The organism is Streptomyces sp. NPDC096176, from assembly GCF_044763255.1.
Taxonomy (GTDB): domain Bacteria; phylum Actinomycetota; class Actinomycetes; order Streptomycetales; family Streptomycetaceae; genus Streptomyces.
Genome location: NZ_JBIWFV010000010.1, coordinates 213,162 through 230,309, shown reverse-complemented (window position 1 = coordinate 230,309; position 17,148 = coordinate 213,162). Strand labels below are relative to the sequence as shown.

The window sequence follows — 17,148 nt, the reverse complement described above, 5'->3', positions numbered from 1 at the left end:
ATTTCTTTACATACCTGGACGGAAGATGAATTCGGCGGCTGTTCAGAGACGGCGGACACGCGCGGCTATTCCGTGGCCGATCAGCAGGTAGATGACGGCGGGCAGGCCGTAATTGAGGAGAACTCGAAGACCATCTGTGTCCATGGTGAAAATGTCCTGTGACCACCAGGCCAAACCGTCCGCGACGCCTTCCACGAACCCGACGAAGACGTTGCCCTGGTTGGCCTCGAGCAGAAACAGCAGGATCCACAGGCCCAGGAACAGGGCCGCGACGTCGGCGACGCTGTGGATGATCAGCGCCGTCCGCCGTACGCCGGAGCCGTCGCCGCCGCGCCCGTACGCGCGCTGATCGACGACCGGGCCGTGGTCGTACCGCTGGTTCTCCGGCATGGGTTCGATATTGCTCACTGGAATTCCCGTCTGAAGAGAGAGCCGCCGTCCGCGCCTCTATTCGAATCTGCGCCGCACAGGCAGCACGCGTTACAGGGAAGACCATATTGAGGGAATGCGATCACCCGGCACCGTCAGGTCAGCCGGAAGACAGGGCCCCGGGGTGTGAACGGCAGTGCGGCGCCCTGGGGAATCAGGAAGGCGTGCTCGCGCCGGATACGCAGGGTGTCGCACCAGCCGTCGGTGATCACGAGCACCGGGGCGGTGGGCGGGAAGTCGTCGGCCCGCTGCAAGAGGTCGATGCCCGGCTGCAGTTCCGTCCCGCCACGTCCGCGCACCCGCACCCGGCCGGCGATCTCGGTCGGCGGCAGATAGCCGGCGTCGTACGCCGCGGCGTCGCAGAACACGACGCGGGCGGCCGGTACGTCGCGCGCCTCCGCGTACGAGGCGATGGCGCCCAGGGCCTTGCCGAGCAGGGCGCTGTTCATCGAGCCCGACGTGTCGAGGACGACGCCGAAGGTGCAGCGGGGCGTCTCCTCCATGGGGAAGTACCGGCCCGCGCGCGGGATGTCCGGGGTGGAGGCCTGTCGGCGGGCGGGGCGCGCGTAGGAGCGTACCGGCTCCGGCCGGGGCACGTACTCGTCGAACCAGCGGGCGAGTCTCGCGTCCCACGGCACGGGCGGATGGGCGAGGGCCCGGATCTCCTGGATCAGCCCGGCGGGCAGCAGTCCACGCTCACCGCACTGGTGCAGATCGAACCCCTGGACCAGACCGCGCCGGTAGAAGTCGTCCAGGTCGGTGTACGGGCGAGCCGCCGCGTGCGGCAGCGGCCCGCCCATGATGTCGCCGACGCCCTTGCCCCGCAGCGTCGCGTGCCGCCGTCGCCTGCGCAGATCCATGGCGATGCGGTCGTACACCTCCTCGACGGACAGGTCCCTCAGCTCCGGGTCGTACAACAGCCCTTCAGGCATGTCGCCGACGCGCATCTGCACGAGCCAGTCGTTCACGACGTAGTCGGCGGCGACGTTGAAGAGGAACGGGTCGCGGGCGCCCGCGCGTTCGCCGTGCCGCAGGGCAGCGTGCAGCATCTCGTGGGCGAGGATGAAACGCCATTCCTCGTCGGTGAAGGTGCGCAGCGGATTGATGTAGATCTCTCCGGCGGCGGAGCTCACGGCGGCGATCGAGATGCCCTGCGCGCGGGCCAGTTCGGCGTCGGCGACAACGGTGAGACCGGCCGCGAGCCCGCCGAGCAGCGGGTACGAGGACACGAACCAGTTCAGCGCGCGATTCCAGGGCCGCTGCGGAACGCGCTCGCCGGTGACCCGGTCGCGGCGTCCGCCCGCCACGTCCATGGCGGCGGACACGCTGCGGGTGAGCGCGTGCGCGAAGGAGGTCTCCCAGTCGGTAACGGTGGTGTCCCACGCCGGCCAGACCGTCAGGACCTGGTCGGGATGTTCGCCCGCGGTGCCGCAGCGTTCGTAGGCGGCTGGGATGCCGTCGCGACGCCAGCGGGCGGCGAGTTGCTCCTCGTCGCCGCCCGGATACGTCTCGGGGAGGTGATCGGGAGGGCTGCCCATCGGGAAAGTGAGCAGGAAGCGGTTGACGACGGTGCAGCGGGCGGCGAGGTCGAACCGGTCGGGCTGCTCGCGCCGCCTGTCCTTGGCCGCGGGCACGTGGCCGAAGCCCAGATGCAGCAGACAGTGCGCCAAGTTCCAGGCCCAGTGGGCCGGTTCGGCCCGCTTGGTGGGATGGACGTGGACGGTGCCGTTCGAGTCGACGGTCGCCAGCCCACCGGCCGGCGTCAGGACGCACTTGTGCTGCCGGCAGAAGTCCGCCTGGACAGCGGCGAAGGCCGGATTGCGTTTGACCATCGCGAGTCCGGCCGCGAACGCCTCCGTGGCCGGGTCCGGCTTGCCCTTCTTTCCGCCCGTCTTCCCTGCAGGTGCGGTCGTCATCGCCGCGCCTCGACCAGCCTGGGCATGTCCCGTGCGGCCTCCACCAGGAACCAGGCAGGCAGCACCGGCTGTCCGTCGGCGTCGTCCGCGATGACGGTCTGCGCGACCTCGACGGAGATCTCCGCGAGCTGGACGAGCAGCGACTTGGAGCGGTAGACGGTCTGACGCAGGGACGCCGAGACGTGTTCCTTCTGCCGGGGCAGCTCCTTCACGAGCCGCCCCCGGAACGCCTCCGCGAGGTAGTAGAGGAGGTCCCTGTCCTCGAGCCGGGTCGGCCAGGAGGCGTCGCCCTTGAGGATCGCCTCGATGCCGAAGGTGTGCCGCACGATCCTCGCGTAGCCGCAGAAGGAGACGGCGTGCGCGGGCGTGAGCGTGCCGTGCACGATCACCTTCAGGGTGTCCTCGTCGAGGCCGGGCCCGAAGGAGTGCAGCGCGTCGGAGAGCATGTGCCAGGAGCGGGGGGTGGAGAACGGCTCCTCGGTCTTCGGCGGCTGCGACCAGAGGTGGTCGGGACGGTCGGTGAGATAGTCCGTCACCCAGGGGTGGATTCCGTGCTCCCCTGCCCACACCAGCCAGTCCTCCGCCGAAGCCCGCAGATGGACATGGGTGAGCCGGTTGACCAGCGCGGACGCGATCGGCCTCGCCAGCGCGTTGTCCGTGGCGCGGTTGCCGGCGCCGATGACGATCGATCCGGCGGGCAGCTCGTACGACCCGATCCGCCGGTCCAGGATCAGCGAGTAGAACGCCTTCTGGACATCGGGGGTGGCGGCGTTGAGCTCATCGAGGAAGAGGCAGTACGGCTCGTCGCGGGCGATGGTCTCCGGCGGGCAGAACACGGACCGTCCGTCGCGGATCTGCGGCACGCCGATCAGGTCCTCGGGCGCGAGCTGCGTCCCCAGGAGACTGACGCACTCCAGCCCCAGCGACTCGGCGAACCTCCGTACGAGCGACGACTTCCCGATCCCCGGCGCTCCCCACAGGAACACGGGCCGCACGGTGGCGAGCCCCAGCAGCAGTTCGGGGATCTGAGCGGGAGTGACGGTGACGGCAGCCTGCACGTGGAGGTGTTCCTTCGGGCCTCGGGAGATCGGGCCCGCCCAGTGTGAGCGGGCCCGGTGCCTCACCGCAGCCGATTTTTGCGCGCGCCGTGACCGGCTCGTCGGGGCGTGATCGGTGGTTGGAGGACGGCCACCGTGGCGGCCGGCCATCGGACATCGTCCTGCTGTCAGTGGCCGCCTCTACCGTGGAGGACGGTGTATCAACACGGCAGCAGAGACGGGAGCACCATCATGTCGGCGACGAGCGGCCCTGTGCCGGAGCTGCCCGAGATCGTGGGGCGTGACGAGTTCGACGCCCTTGTCATCAGGACCGACTACGGCGACGACCGGGTCTGGCAAGCAGTGCTGGCGGACCTGGCCCAGCCGGGGGGTGACAACGGCGAGTTCGAGGGCAGGGTCCACCTCGTCGACGATCGCGTCTGGGCGGGTGCCACCCCCGACGAGGTCCTCGCCGCTGTCCGCCGGGACGAGGACCTGAGCGTGGTGTTCCTGGCCGACAACGTGACCATGCGGTCGGTACACCGCGCGCTGCTGGCGCTCGACATCGACACCGAGGAAGAGGACCTCGACCCGGTGCACTACCAGGAGCTCATCGACTCGCCCCCGCCTCGCGAGTTCCGGACGGCTCCGTCCGGCGTCCACGACATCGATGCGAATCTGTCGATCGCCAACATGGACTTCGAGGAGTACGCCGAGGAAGCGTCCACGGACCCCGACGGCCTGTACCGGTCCTTCCGGTGAGCCGCCGAGGTCTCAGGGCGTCCTGCTGTTTCCACTGCTCATGGTCGATGGCCTGATCGGCGCGGCCGTCGCGGTCGCCGCGATCGGCATCGCCGTCGCACCGCACCTGACGGCGGTCTTCGGCCTGGCCGAGCGGGTCGCCCCGCTCGAACGCATGGGCGAAGCCATGGCGTTCCTGGGCAGCGGTCTGATCATCGGCCAGGGTGCGGCGGCCCTGGCGGCGGGCCGGCTCGCCGACCGCTCGGGTTTCGGAGCGGCGTTCGCCTGCAGCTGCGCTGCGGGCCTGGTGGCGGTCACCGTGGCCATGACACAGGTACGCCCCAGGACGTTCGCGCCTGCGGACGTCCCACCTCCGCTCGCAGCAGCGGGCGGCGTGCGCTGATCCGGTGCCGTGGCGGCGGACGCCGGGCCGGCCGGTAGACGGGCGCGCTCAGCCCTCGTCCGGCTCCAGCCGCAGCGAGATCGAGTTGATGCAGTACCGCTGGTCCGTCGGCGTCGGGTAGCCCTCGCCCTCGAAGACATGGCCCAGATGCGAGCCGCACCGGGCGCACCGCACCTCCGTGCGGACCATGCCGTGGGAGGTGTCCGCGATGAGTTCGACGGCGTCCGTGTCCCGCGGGTCGTAGAACGACGGCCAGCCGCAGTGGGACTCGAACTTGGTGTCGGAGCGGAACAGCTCGGCTCCGCAGGCGCGGCACGAGTACGTGCCCACCGTCTTCGTGTCCGTGTATTCGCCCACGAACGCGGGCTCCGTGCCGGCCTGGCGCAGGACCGCGTACTCCGCGGGGGTCAGTTCCGCCCGCCACTGCTCGTCGGGCTTTTCGACCTCGTACGACATCAAGCGCTCCCTCAGTTCGACAGGCGGGCCAGGATCGCCGGACCGAGGTCCGTGACGTCACCCGCGCCCATCGTGAGAACGAGATCACCCGGCGTCGCCATTCCCGCGATCGCCTCCGGGACGGCCGCCTTGTCGTGGACCCCCGTGACCTCCGCGCCGGCCGCACGGGCGGCGTCGATGATCAGGTCGCTGGTGATGCCCGGGATCGGGTCCTCGCGGGCCGGGTAGATGTCGAGAACGACCGAGGCGTCGGCCAGGGCGAGCGCCTGGCCCATCTCCGTGCCCAGCTCCTGGGTACGGGAGAAGAGGTGGGGCTGGAAGACCACCAGCAGCCGCGATTCGGATGCCGCGCCGCGCATGGCTTCGAGGTCGGCGGTCATCTCGGTGGGGTGGTGCGCGTACGAGTCGATGACCTGGACGCCCGCCGCCTCGCCCTTGAGCTGGAGGCGGCGCTTGACGCCCGTGTACGCGCCGATCGCGGAAGCCAGGTTGTGCGCCGGGATACCGAGGGCGACACCGGCGGCGAGCGCGGCCACCGCGTTGTGCGCGTAGTGGCTGCCGGGGACGGAGACCGTGAAGGTCAGGAACTTTCCGTTCAGCAGGATCGTGACCTCGCTGGTCAGGCCTCGGGGGGTGACCTTGTGGACGCGGACGTCGGCGGTCTGCGACGCGCCGTACGTGACGACCTTGAGCGACGACTGCTCGCGGACGCGGGACGTCAGTTCGACCGCGCCGGGCTGGTCCGCCGAGATCACCAGCGTGCCGCCGGGCACGATCTTGCCGACGAAGGTCTCGAACGACTCGTAGATCTCGTCCATCGACGCGTAGTTGGCGTGGTGGTCCAGTTCCACGTTGAGGACGATCGCGACCTCGGGGTCGTACTTCTGGAAGCTGCGGTCGCTCTCGTCGGCCTCGGCGACGAAGATGTCGCCCTCTCCGTGCCGCGCGTTCGTGCCGGGCCCCGCGAGGTCTCCGCCGATCGCGTACGACGGGTCCAGGCCCAGCTCGGTCAGGGCGACGGCGAGCATCGAGGTCGTCGTGGTCTTGCCGTGGGTGCCGGCGACGGCGATCGAGCGCAGGCCGGTCATCAAGGAGGCGAGCGCGTCCGAGCGGTGCACCACCGGCACGGACAGCTCGGCGGCGCGCGCCAGCTCCGGGTTGTCGGGGCGAATGGCGCTGGAGACGACAACACAGCTGGCATCGGAGGCCAGGTGCTCGGCCGCGTGCCCGATGTGGACGGTGGCGCCGAGCTCGCGCAGGGCCTCGGCGGTCGCCGACTCCTTGGCGTCGCTGCCCGCCACCTTCGCGCCGCGCTGGGCGAGGATCTTGGCGATGCCCGACATACCGGCTCCGCCGATGCCGATGAAGTGCGGGCGCTCCATCGCGCCAGGGACGGCGGGTGCCATGAGCTTCTCTCCCCAAGATGAACGAGTACGTGCAGCTGCCCACCCTATTGCCTGTGGCGCTACTCGCTGTGCGCGAAGAGCTTCAGCACCGGCACGCCGACCTTGTGACGGGCTCTGGAGGCCCAGTCGCGGTGGAAGAACTCCTCCACGTAGTGCGGCTCGGTGAGCACGATCACCTCGTCGGCGTCGGCCTCGTCGACGACCGACTTCAGCTTGTCGAGCGGATGGTCCTCCACGAGGTGGCCCACGGCTTCGCAGCCCGCCGCCCGCAGGGCGGCCAGTGAGTGTTCCAGGGCTCGCTCCGCGGGGGCCTTGGCCTTCTCCCCCGCCAGCTCGTCGACCTCGCGGACCGCTTCCTTCAGCTCGCCGACCGCCACGTCGTCGATGGCTCGCAGCAGTACGTCGGCCTGGTCGCCGCGCGGCTGCATCAGCACCACGAACGAGACACCTTCGTCCCCGTGCAGAGTGGTGACGAACTCCACGTCCTCCGAGGTCAGGGGCTTCTCGATCATCAGTACGCTTGTGAACACGTCAGGAGCCCTTCTGCGGAAACGGCGGAACTGCGTGGACTACGGGGACGGCGGAACTGCGGTACTCGGCGGGACTCAGTGGTACTGCGGAAACCATCCTTCCCCTTGCCCGCACCGGGTCTGCGAGGTAAGTGTGCCCGGCGTACGACAAGCGGAACGGTAAATTCCGCCGATTGTCAGACGCGGCGGTACCGGGTGAACAGGAATCCCGCCTCCTCCAGTACCGAGTTCAGGGCGAACCGTGCCGGGTCGGGCAGCCCCGGTCCGCCCGCGATGCGCTGCGCATCCCCCACCGTCATCGTCGGCGACACCGTCAGACACAGCTCATCCAGTACCCCGGCCGCCGCGAATTGACCCAGCATCCTCGGACCTCCCTCGGTCAGCAGCCGCACCAAGCCCCGCTCCGCCAGGGCTCGCACGGCCCTGGCGGGGTCCACCCCGGGCCCGTCACCAGCGACGACGACCTCCGCCCCGGCCTTCTCGGCATCGCGGATCCGGTCCGGTGAAGCGGCGGCCCCGGTCAGCACCAGGGTCGGCACCAGCGGCTCCGTGAACAGCGGGAGCGAGAAGTCCAGCCGCAGTGAAGCGCTCACGACGGCGATCGCCGGCGCCGGTCCCTGGCCTGCCGCGGCCCTGCGCTCGGCGAAGGCCTCCCGGGCGCGGGCGGGCCGGTAGCCCTCCAGCCGTACGGTCTCCGCGCCCACCACCACGGCGTCGGCGAGGCCCCTCAGCGTCCCGAAGATCCGCATGTCGGCGTCGGAGGAGATGGGCTGCGAGCGGCCGTCGTGCTGGGCCGCGCCGTCGAGGGAGGAGACCATGTTGGCGCGCAGCCAGGCACCGCCGACCCCGCCCCGGGCCACGGCCGCGCCGGCCGCCGGGGCGTCCTTCGCACCCGCCCCGCCGCCGGCGGCGGGGCCGTGCTCCGGATAGGCGTAGGCCTCGGCGAGCTCGTCCAGCGACCACTCCCGGTCGTCGGCTGCCGCTGTCTGGTCGGTCACAGGGAACAGGCGTCGCATACGGTGCAGTCTGGCACGCGCTTACAGTTGAGTACTGTGCCGACCAGCCCGATAGCAGAAGCCGCTCCCCTGTCGCTGTGCGCCCGCGAGCCGCATGTCCCCGCCGACCGCCTGGTCGCCGAGATGGTGCCGCCGCCGCGCTTCGACTCGGTCCGCTTCGACACGTACGTCCCCGATCCCGACCAGTCCAGCCAGATCGAGGCCGTCAAGGTACTGAGCGACTTCGCCCAGGGCCTCGGCGGTGCGCATGCGACCGGCAGCGGCCGGCGGCGCTGGTTCGCGAAGAAGCCCGCCGCCCCCACCGGGCCACGCGGCGTCTACCTCGACGGCGGTTACGGCGTCGGCAAGACCCACCTGCTCGCCTCGCTGTGGCACGCCACTCCCGCGGAACCGTCGCTCAAGGCGTTCGGCACCTTCGTCGAACTGACCAACCTGGTCGGCGCGCTCGGCTTCCAGCAGACCGTGCAGACACTGAGCGGGCACCGGCTGCTGTGCATCGACGAATTCGAACTGGACGATCCGGGCGACACCGTCCTCGTCTCCACACTGCTGCGCAGGCTGGTCGAGGCGGGCGTCGCGCTGGCGGCGACCTCCAACACGCTGCCCGGCAAGCTGGGCGAGGGCCGGTTCGCCGCCGCCGACTTCCTCCGTGAGATCCAGGGCCTGTCCGCGCACTTCCGGCCGCTGCGGATCGACGGCGAGGACTACCGCCACCGGGGCCTGCCCGAGGCCCCTCCCCCGTACTCGGACGAGCAGGTCACCAAGACCGCGTACGCCACCGGGGGCGCCTCGCTCGACGACTTCCCGAGCCTGCTGGAGCACCTCGCGAAGGTTCACCCCAGCCGTTACGGGGCGCTGACCGACGGAGTGCGGGCGGTCTGCCTCACCGAGGTCACGCCGGTGCCCGACCAGTCGACCGCACTGCGGCTGGTCGTGCTCGCCGACCGGCTGTACGACAGGGAGGTCCCGGTGCTCGCCTCCGGCCTGCCCTTCGATCAGCTGTTCAGTGACGAAATGCTGAACGGGGGCTACCGGAAGAAGTATTTCCGGGCGATCTCCCGGCTCACCGCCCTGGCGCGCGACGCCAAGGCCCTGGTGGCGCAGTAGGTTTGCCGCGTAACCCGATCTGAAGGGAACCACCATGGCCACCACCCGCCAGGCTCACACCGTCTGGGAAGGCAGTCTCCTCGAGGGCAAGGGCGTCGTCACCCTGGACTCCTCCGGCGTCGGCGAGTACCCGGTCACCTGGGCGGCTCGCAGCGAGCCCGCCGAGAGTGGCCGCACCAGCCCGGAGGAGCTGATCGCAGCCGCTCACTCCGCCTGCTTCAACATGGCGTTCTCGCACGCCCTCGCTGGTGCGGGCTCCCCGCCGGCCCGCCTGAACACCAAGGCCGAGGTGACCTTCCAGCCCGGTGAGGGCATCACCGGCATCCACCTCACCGTCGAGGGCGACGTCCCCGGCCTGGACGAGGCCGCGTTCGCCAAGGCCGCCGAGGACGCCAAGGCGAACTGCCCGGTCAGCCAGGCCCTCACCGGTACGAACATCACCCTCACCGCGTCGCTCGCCTAGCACAGAGGCACCTTGAGGCACAGTGGCCCGCACGGTTACATGTCGTGTTGCCTGCGTGATACACACGTGCGGGTCACATCTCCTGTCCTCCCCCATGACTTTCGGCATGGGCGGTACCCCACAGGGAGTTGCCTTATGTCTGCAACACGACGTCAAGTCCTGACCCGTACCGGCGCGGTGGGCACCGGGATCGCCTTCAGCGGTGCGTTCGCCGAGCTCTTCGCGGGCACCGCGGCCGCCCGCGGGAACGGCGGCTACGGCCCTCTGATTCCTGACCCGGACGGCATGCTCGATCTGCCGAGAGGCTTCCGCTACAAGGTTCTTTCCCGCGAGGGCGATCAACTGCGTTCGGGCGAGGGACCGGTCCCGACCAACCATGACGGCATGGCCGCGTTCGCCGGCCGCCGCGGCCGGGTCCATCTGGTGCGCAATCACGAGAACCGGCACAACGGCAGGATCGGCGTACCGACCGTCGAGGGGCTGACGTACGACCCGATGGGCAAGGGCGGCTGCACGGCCCTCGAACTCGACGGCCGCAACAACGTCCGGAACGAGTACGTCGCCATCGCCGGCACCGCGGTCAACTGCGCCGGGGGCCCCTCCCCCTGGGGCACTTGGCTGACCTGCGAGGAGACCGAGGACAAGGCCGGCACCAACGGCTACACCAAGGACCACGGCTTCATCTTCGAGGTCGACGGCGGGGACCCCCACCGCACGGGAGCCGTTCCGCTCACGGCCATGGGCCGCTTCCAGCACGAGGCCATCGCCATCGATCCCAGGAGCGGGATCGTGTACGAGACGGAGGACGCGTTCGAGCGACCGTTCGGACTGTTCTACCGTTTCCTGCCCCACAAGCCCCTGGGCGGCACGGGCTCACTGCGTGCGGGCGGCGCGCTGGAGGCCATGCGGGTGCCGGGCGTCGCGGACCTGTCGGAGATCCAGGAGATCGGCGCGTCGTTCGACCGGATCGAGTGGGTGCCGGTGCCGGACAGCCAGGCGAAGGAAACACCCATCAGGCTGCAGGACTTCGGCCCCAAGGGCATCACGCACGCCCAGAAGCTGGAGGGCTGTTACTGGGGCGGGACGTCCGTGTACTTCATCTCCAGCTTCGCCCGCAGCTCCGAGGGCTCGGCGGGCGACCACTTCGGTCAGGTGTGGAAGTACGAGCCGCACCGGCGCAGGCTCACCCTGGTGATCGTCTTCGGGCCCGACACGGACATCCAACTGCCGGGCGAGTCGCCGGACAACATCTGCCTGGCGCCCAGCGGCGGGCTGATGGTGTGCGAGGACGGCGGCGGCGTGCAGCACGTGTACGGGCTGACCAAGCGCGGCGACGTGTATCCGATGGCGCGCAACGCGCAGAACATCGGCACGGAAACCGAGCCGGAGTGGGGCGAGTTCGCGGGTGTCGCGTTCTCACCGGACGGTGACACCATGTACGTGAACTGCTACACGCCCGGTACGACGTTCGCGGTCACGGGACGTTGGCACTGAGCTGACCACGGCCCCGGGACGGACACATCGTCCGTCCCGGGGCCGCGGCCGTTTCCGCGCTCTACTCGATGACGAGCTCGACGGTCAGGTTGCCGCGGGTCGCCTTGGAGTACGGGCAGTACGCGTGGGTCTTCTCGAGCAGCTCGCGGCCCGGCTCGCCCTGCAGGTGGTCGGGAAGCTCGACGCGCATGATGACCGAGAGGCCGAAGCCGCCGTCGGTGTCCTTGCCGATGCTGACCTCGGCGGTCACGGAGGCGTCCTTGACGTCGATCTTCTCCTGGCGGCCGATCGCGCCCATCGCGCTGGCGAAGCAGGCGGCGTACCCGGCGGCGAAGAGCTGCTCGGGGTTGGTGCCCTGGCCGTTGCCACCGAGAGCCGCGGGGAAGGCGAGCGGCAGGTCGATCTGACCGTCGGAGCTGACGGCGCGGCCTTCGCGGCCGTTGGCGGTGGCGACAGCGGTGTAGAGCGCGTCCATGGGTGCATCCCTCTTCGTGATGTCGGGGTCGGGAACCGATGACACAAATCAAAGCACACGATTCAGTTGTGCACAACTTAATGGCTCGCAGCTTGGTAGGGTGGAGGGATGGAGAAGACGCTGCGGGACGTTCCGGACGAGGACTTCCTCCTCCTCGAGCATCAGATCTGCTTCTCGCTGCACGCGGCGGCGCGAGCTTTCAACGGCGTGTACCGCACGGCGCTCAAGGACCTCGGGCTCACCTACCCCCAGTACCTGGTGATGCTGGTGCTGTGGGAACACGGCGAGCTGCCGGTCAAGCAGATCGGCGAACATCTGCGACTGGACTCCGGCACGCTGTCACCCCTGCTGAAGCGGCTCGAGTCGACGGGCTACGTGGAGCGCCGGCGCAGCACTCACGACGAACGCTCGGTCACCGCACGCCCCACGGCGGCGGGTACGGCCCTGCGAGAGAAGGCGCTGGCCACCCCGCGCAGGATCGCCGAGGCGACAGGTCTCCCCCTGGACCGCCTGCGCGCGCTGCGCGAGGAACTGGACGCACTGACGGCCCGCCTCGACACAGCCGCCAGATGATGTCTCGGGGCGCCGCACCGTCCGGTCCCGCCGGTCTCCGCCCCGCGCCGGGCCCTGCGCCTCGAGCTCTCCTCTGCGCCCTGACGCCGTCCGAGCTGCCCTCGGCGGGACTGACGCCGTCCGCCGGCCGGCATACGGCGCGGGGCACGGTACCGATCCGGACGCAGCCCGACGAGCCGGCGCCGGGCAGAACCCGAACGCCGGGACGAGCCGGGTCCGGGCAGAGCCCGATGTGCCGGGTCGGGGCGGAGCCCGGTTCGGGGAGGGCCGGGGTGGGGGGAAGCCCGCGCAGCGGACCCGCGGAAAACCGTGCGCGGAGCACGCTTCCGAGCAGGAGAATCACCCCGTGATCACCACACCCATCACCATGGACCTCCTCCGCGGCGCCCTGGAGCTGGAGCGCACCGCGCACGGGCTGCTGCCGCACCGGCTGCCCTGCCGGGCCCGGGCGCAGTCCGCCGACGGGCAGCTGGCCATGGCGGAGGCCCAGCCCTCCGGCGTACGGCTGGTGTTCCGCACGCGGGCGACCACCGTCGAACTGGACGCGCTCCGCACCAAGAACGCCTACGTGGGCGCCCCGCCCCGCCCCGACGGCGTGTACGACCTGCTCGTCGACGGCAAGCTCGCCGGGCAGTCCGGTGTGACCGGCGGCAACGTCCTGATGGTGGACATGACCACCGGGGCGGCGGAAACCCGGCCCGGCCCGGCGGGCACCGTCCGGTTCTCCGGCCTCCCCGACACCATGAAGGACGTCGAGATCTGGCTGCCGTACAACGAGATGACCCACCTGGTCTCCCTGCGCACCGACGCCCCCGCCGAGCCCCTGCCGGACCGCGGCCGCAGGAAGTGGCTGCACCACGGCAGCTCGATCAGCCACGGCTCCAACGCCGCGAGCCCCAGCACCATCTGGCCCGCCCTGGCGGGCTCCCTCGGTGGTGTGGAACTGACCAACCTGGGCCTGGGCGGCAGCGCCCTGCTCGACCCGTTCACCGCCCGCGCCATGCGAGACACCCCGGCGGACCTGATCAGCGTCAAGATCGGCATCAACCTCGTCAACACCGACCTGATGCGCCTGCGGGCCTTCGGCCCCGCGGTGCACGGTTTCCTCGACACCATCCGCGAGGGCCACCCCACCGCTCCGCTCCTGGTCGTCTCGCCCGTCCTGTGCCCCATCCACGAGGACACGCCCGGCCCCTCCGTCCCGGACTTCAGCGATCTCAGCGCGGGCACGCTCCGGTTCCGGGCCGCGGGCGACCCCGCCGAACGGGCCGCCGGGAAGCTGACACTCAACGTCATCCGGGACGAACTGGCCCGCATCGTGAAGCAGCGCGCAGCCGACGACCCGAACCTGCACCACCTCGACGGCCGCGACCTCTACGGCGCGGCGGACTTCGCCGAGCTGCCGCTGCCCGATCAGCTTCACCCGGACGCCGCCACGCACCGCCGCATCGGGGAACGCTTCGCCGCGCTCGCTTTCGGCTCCGGCGGCCCGTTCGCCGCCGAGCGCACCTGACACGCCCCCTCATCGGTTTCCGAACTAGAACCGCAGCTCAGCCGCCACTCGGTCGTGCGCCATCAGCTCGTCGTCCGGCACGAACACCACCTCCGCGCCCCTGTCCAGCGCCCTTTCCACCAGCTCGTCGACGATGTCCTCCCGTACCGCGGGATCGGTCACGTCCGAGTCGTCGGCCGGTCGCAGGTGCTCGCCGTCGACGCGGACGGTCCGTTGGTAGTGTTCCTCGACGACGACGAGACCGGCCCGGCCCTCCTGTACCGACTGCCAGACCTCGTCGAGGCCGGCCGCGAAGGCATGGCGGCCGATGGCGGCGTCGAGGCGTCCCTCGACACGGGCCGCCTCCGCACGGCGGTATTCGTCCAGCGCGGGTCGCAGTTCCTTGAGCAGCTCCGGTGCGGGGCCGTCGGTGAGCCCGCCCTTGACCACCCGCGCCGCCGGTGACAAGGGACGTGCGGCCGTCGACGCCTCCTCCAGCAGGGCGAGGGCGGGCGCGAGGCCGACCAGGAACAGCGGCCTCGGCTCGGCCGCGAGCACGGCGGCGATCGCGTTGTCGACGTCCCGCATGAACTGGCGGGTCGTTTCGTCGGTGAAGGTGCTCGCCACGTCGCCCTGGCGCTCCTCGCGCTGCGGGTTGGGCGGCTCCTGCGGCAGCACCTTCGGGAAGCCGCCTCCGGTGTGCTGCCGTACCGACGTCTCCGAGCCGCTCCACAGCGTGGCCCGGTCCGCGGCCACCACCAGGACCCAGTAGGGCCTGGCCTGCGCCTTGGCGGAGACGAGGTTGCGGGTGAGATAGCTGTCGCTGAGGACGACCCGTTCGGGCACGCTGCGCGGCAGGGTCCACAGCTGGTGGTCGTCGGCGCCGGCGAAGATCGCCAGGCCGTCGAGGAACCGCCGCAGGTCGATGTCGTCGGCGGCCTTCTCCAGCTGTGTCTTGATGCCGAGACGCGCCTGGCGGCTGATGGCGTCGTCGGCGTCGAGCCTGCGCCCCGCCTCGGCCATCAGGTTCCGCAGCCGTACGGCGTCCTGCCCGTTGTCCGGCTCGCGCCGGTGCGTGGGCATGGTGAGGGAGAGGGCCGGATAGGCCTTCGGCTCCCTCAGCTTCTGCAGCAGTTCAGGTGTCAGGGCGTCGGTGTCCATGTCTTCCTCTCGGCAGGATCCGAACGAGAGGGCCTAGGCCCCCGTGCTCGACCAATCAACCTTCCCTCTGCGCCACACGGCCCGCATCCGGACGGCGGATGCCCGCCCGGCGGCAGGGCCGCGGGGCGGGCATGGTCGGCGCACCGGTGGAGGGCTACTTCACGGAGCCCGCCATCACGCCCTGCACGAAGTGCCGCTGGAAGGCGAAGAAGACGACCAGCGGAACCACCAGGGACAGGAAGGCACCCGGCGCGAGGACGCCGATGTTGCTGCCGAACTGGCGCATCTGGGACTGGAGCGCCACCGTCAGCGGCTGGGACTCGCTGTCCGCGAAGAGCAGGGCGACGAGCATGTCGTTCCAGACCCAGAGGAACTGGAAGATCGCCAGGCTCGCGATGGCCGGCCGCCCGAGCGGCAGGACGAGCCGGGAGAAGATCCGCCACTCCGAGCCGCCGTCCATCCGAGCGGCCTCCAGCATCTCCCTCGGGATCTCGGCGAAGTAGTTGCGCAGCAGGAAGATCGCGAACGGCAGCCCGTAGGCGACATGGAAGAGGATGACGCCCGCGACGGTGCCGAACAGCCCGACCGCGCCGAACAGCTTCGCCACCGGCAGCAGCCCGATCTGGACCGGCACCACGAGCAGGCCGACGACGACCAGGAAGATCGCGTCACGGCCGGGGAACTCCAGCCACGCGAAGGCGTATCCGGCGAGCGCCGCGATGCCGACGACGAGCAGGGTGGCGGGCACCGAGATCAGGACCGTGTTCCAGAAGGCCCCGGCGATGCCGGAGTCCTCGAAGAGCGCGCTGTAGTTGTCCAGGGACAGCTGTGACGGGTCGGTCAGCGCCGTCCACCAGCCGTCGGACGCGTTGTCCCGCTCGGAGCGCAGGGAGGACAGGAAGAGACCGGCCAGCGGGGTGATCCAGATCAGCGCGACCACGATCAGCAGTGCCTGGACCATCGAGCTGCTCAGCCACTTGGCGAGTCCACCCTTGCGCCGCGGACGGGTCGGGGCAGGGGTACGGGCCGGTGCCGCCGGCGCGGCCGGCCGGCGTTCGACGGTGGTCTGGCCGCTCATGCTCCGCTCCTTCTGAAGCGCCGGACGTTGAAGATCATGGCCGGTACGACCAGCAGGAGCAGCAGGACGCTGAGGGCACTGCCGAGGCCCTGGTCGTTGCCGCCGCCGAAGGACACCAGCCACATCCGGGTGGCCAGTACGTTGGCCTCTTCCTGGACCGGGCCGGGCGCGATGATGTAGACGAGGTCGAATACCTTCATCACGTTGATGACCAGCGTCACGAAGACGACGGTCAGCACGGGGGCGAGCAGCGGCACGGTGATCCTGCGGAAGATCTGGCCCTCGCTCGCGCCGTCCATCCTGGCCGCCTCCAGCGCGTCGCGCGGGATCGCGGCGAGCCCGGCGCCGATGAGGACCATCGCGAAGCCGGTCCACACCCACAGATAGGCGCCGATGATGGCCGGGGTGACCAGGGCGGGGCCGAGCCAGTTCACGCCTTCGTAGGGCGCTGCGAAGTTGGCCGCGGGCAGACGGACGGTGTACTCGCCGTCGGCCAGACCCTGGAAGCGGTAAGAGCCGTCGGCGGCGGTCGTGACGGTGGCGGCGACCTTGCCGTCGCGTACCGCCTCGACGGTCATACCGGGCAGGCCCTTCTCCGCCGGGTCGACCTTGCCCTGGGTGCCGCCGCCGCCCGGGGCGAAGTCGAGGTAGGCGACACCGCCGATGCCGTCCGGGCCGGGTGCGGCGTCGGCCTTGGCGGGCTTGGCGCCGGCGGGCATCGCGTCGGGCGCCACGCCGACGAAGCCGAGGTCCACCGATCCGCCGCCGGGGCGCACGGTGTCCTGTGTGGCGTACGGCCCGCCGGCCTTTCCGGTCAGGCCCTGGTTCTCGCGGGCGCGGGCCGTCGGGTAGGCGGCCGGGTCCTCGAAGGTGTCATGGACGCCGACGACGACCGCGTTGAGGACGCCGCGGTCCGGATCCTGTTCGTAGGCGAGCCGGAAGATGATGCCCGCTGCGAGGAAGGACACGGCCATGGGCAGGAACAGCACCAGCTTGAACGCGGTGGCCCAGCGGACCTTCTCGGTGAGGACCGCCAGCATCAGCCCGAGACCGGTCAGCAGAACCGGTGCCACGACGACCCAGATGGTGCTGTTGCGGATGGCCTTGAGGGTGGCGGGGTCCTGGAAGATCTCCGTGTAGTTGGCGGCGCCGACGAACTGTTCGCCGCTCGCGTCGAACAGGCTGCGCCCGACGGAGAAGAGGACGGGGTAGACGACGAGGGCGCCGAGCAGCAGCACGGCCGGCAGGACGAAGAGGACCGCGAGGCGGCGCTTTCTGCGTTGGGCGCGGCGCCGCGGGTCGAGCGCGGCGCCGGCCTTGGGGGCACGGGCCCCGCCGGGGGCCTGTGCCTTGAGGGTGTCGGCCATGGTG

At 70.5% G+C, this 17,148-nt stretch carries 18 protein-coding genes; 7 read left to right on the top strand and 11 right to left on the bottom strand.

Translation table 11 applies throughout. From position 1 onward, the window contains the following. Positions 1-42: 42 nt before the first annotated feature. From ACIQ7Q_RS26545 to ACIQ7Q_RS26535, 3 genes are all read right to left on the bottom strand, one after another. Positions 43-390 (bottom strand): hypothetical protein, encoded by a 348-nt coding sequence (locus ACIQ7Q_RS26545; protein ID WP_403867158.1) that lies wholly within the window; start codon positions 388-390, stop codon positions 43-45. A 134-nt stretch (positions 391-524) separates the two neighbouring features. Continuing rightward, on the bottom strand, positions 525-2,345 hold the full coding sequence (locus tag ACIQ7Q_RS26540; RefSeq protein WP_403867046.1) for a hypothetical protein: 1,821 nt from the start codon (positions 2,343-2,345) through the stop codon (positions 525-527). Continuing rightward, on the bottom strand, positions 2,342-3,403 hold the full coding sequence (locus ACIQ7Q_RS26535; RefSeq protein WP_403867043.1) for an ATP-binding protein: 1,062 nt from the start codon (positions 3,401-3,403) through the stop codon (positions 2,342-2,344). The genes ACIQ7Q_RS26540 and ACIQ7Q_RS26535 overlap by 4 nt, the downstream gene beginning before the upstream one ends. A 231-nt stretch (positions 3,404-3,634) precedes the next feature. On the opposite strand from ACIQ7Q_RS26535, the gene ACIQ7Q_RS26530 reads away from it, so the two are divergent. Continuing rightward, positions 3,635-4,144, top strand: coding sequence for a DUF6924 domain-containing protein (locus ACIQ7Q_RS26530; protein ID WP_403867040.1), 510 nt, complete (start codon positions 3,635-3,637; stop codon positions 4,142-4,144). A gap of 40 nt (positions 4,145-4,184) precedes the next feature. Next, positions 4,185-4,526: a hypothetical protein gene (locus ACIQ7Q_RS26525; protein WP_403867037.1), complete on the top strand. Its 342-nt coding sequence runs from the start codon at positions 4,185-4,187 to the stop codon at positions 4,524-4,526. Between the two features lie 48 nt (positions 4,527-4,574). Here ACIQ7Q_RS26525 and msrB read toward each other — a convergent pair whose 3' ends face one another. From msrB to ACIQ7Q_RS26505, 4 genes are all read right to left on the bottom strand, one after another. Beyond that, positions 4,575-4,982: a peptide-methionine (R)-S-oxide reductase MsrB gene (gene msrB, locus ACIQ7Q_RS26520; protein WP_403867035.1), complete on the bottom strand. Its 408-nt coding sequence runs from the start codon at positions 4,980-4,982 to the stop codon at positions 4,575-4,577. Between the two features lie 11 nt (positions 4,983-4,993). Continuing rightward, entirely contained in the window at positions 4,994-6,388 is a 1,395-nt protein-coding gene (murC, locus tag ACIQ7Q_RS26515) for a UDP-N-acetylmuramate--L-alanine ligase (protein WP_403867032.1), read from the bottom strand. A 59-nt stretch (positions 6,389-6,447) separates the two neighbouring features. Beyond that, entirely contained in the window at positions 6,448-6,918 is a 471-nt protein-coding gene (locus ACIQ7Q_RS26510; protein ID WP_403867029.1) for an indole-3-glycerol phosphate synthase, read from the bottom strand. Positions 6,919-7,094: 176 nt separating this feature from the next. Beyond that, the gene (locus ACIQ7Q_RS26505; protein WP_403867026.1) at positions 7,095-7,934 is read right to left on the bottom strand and encodes a pyrimidine reductase family protein; all 840 of its coding nucleotides are present in this window, start codon (positions 7,932-7,934) and stop codon (positions 7,095-7,097) included. Positions 7,935-7,961: 27 nt separating this feature from the next. Here ACIQ7Q_RS26505 and zapE point away from each other — a divergent pair, with 27 nt between their 5' ends. The 3 genes from zapE (at position 7,962) to ACIQ7Q_RS26490 (ending at position 10,998) form a co-directional block, all read left to right on the top strand. After that, entirely contained in the window at positions 7,962-9,041 is a 1,080-nt protein-coding gene (zapE, locus tag ACIQ7Q_RS26500) for a cell division protein ZapE (protein ID WP_403867023.1), read from the top strand. Positions 9,042-9,075: 34 nt separating this feature from the next. Then, positions 9,076-9,504 (top strand): OsmC family peroxiredoxin, encoded by a 429-nt coding sequence (locus ACIQ7Q_RS26495; RefSeq protein ID WP_403867020.1) that lies wholly within the window; start codon positions 9,076-9,078, stop codon positions 9,502-9,504. A 135-nt stretch (positions 9,505-9,639) separates the two neighbouring features. Then, positions 9,640-10,998: an alkaline phosphatase PhoX gene (locus tag ACIQ7Q_RS26490; RefSeq protein WP_403867017.1), complete on the top strand. Its 1,359-nt coding sequence runs from the start codon at positions 9,640-9,642 to the stop codon at positions 10,996-10,998. A 61-nt stretch (positions 10,999-11,059) separates the two neighbouring features. On the opposite strand, the gene ACIQ7Q_RS26485 is transcribed toward ACIQ7Q_RS26490, so the two are convergent. Then, complete coding sequence (locus ACIQ7Q_RS26485) at positions 11,060-11,473, bottom strand: organic hydroperoxide resistance protein (RefSeq protein ID WP_403867014.1); 414 nt, start codon at positions 11,471-11,473, stop codon at positions 11,060-11,062. 108 nt (positions 11,474-11,581) lie between these two features. On the opposite strand from ACIQ7Q_RS26485, the gene ACIQ7Q_RS26480 reads away from it, so the two are divergent. Further along, positions 11,582-12,046: a MarR family winged helix-turn-helix transcriptional regulator gene (locus tag ACIQ7Q_RS26480; protein WP_403867011.1), complete on the top strand. Its 465-nt coding sequence runs from the start codon at positions 11,582-11,584 to the stop codon at positions 12,044-12,046. Positions 12,047-12,413: 367 nt separating this feature from the next. After that, positions 12,414-13,559: a GDSL-type esterase/lipase family protein gene (locus ACIQ7Q_RS26475; protein ID WP_403867155.1), complete on the top strand. Its 1,146-nt coding sequence runs from the start codon at positions 12,414-12,416 to the stop codon at positions 13,557-13,559. A gap of 24 nt (positions 13,560-13,583) precedes the next feature. On the opposite strand, the gene ACIQ7Q_RS26470 is transcribed toward ACIQ7Q_RS26475, so the two are convergent. The 3 genes from ACIQ7Q_RS26470 to ACIQ7Q_RS26460 all read right to left on the bottom strand — a co-directional run bounded on the left by ACIQ7Q_RS26470 (position 13,584) and on the right by ACIQ7Q_RS26460 (position 17,144). Beyond that, positions 13,584-14,699, bottom strand: a complete 1,116-nt coding sequence (locus ACIQ7Q_RS26470) for a chemotaxis protein (protein WP_403867008.1) — start codon at positions 14,697-14,699, stop codon at positions 13,584-13,586. 154 nt (positions 14,700-14,853) lie between these two features. Further along, positions 14,854-15,660, bottom strand: a complete 807-nt coding sequence (locus ACIQ7Q_RS26465) for a carbohydrate ABC transporter permease (RefSeq protein WP_403867152.1) — start codon at positions 15,658-15,660, stop codon at positions 14,854-14,856. Between the two features lie 113 nt (positions 15,661-15,773). Beyond that, complete coding sequence (locus tag ACIQ7Q_RS26460; protein WP_403867005.1) at positions 15,774-17,144, bottom strand: ABC transporter permease subunit; 1,371 nt, start codon at positions 17,142-17,144, stop codon at positions 15,774-15,776. Between the last annotated feature and the right edge of the window lie 4 nt (positions 17,145-17,148).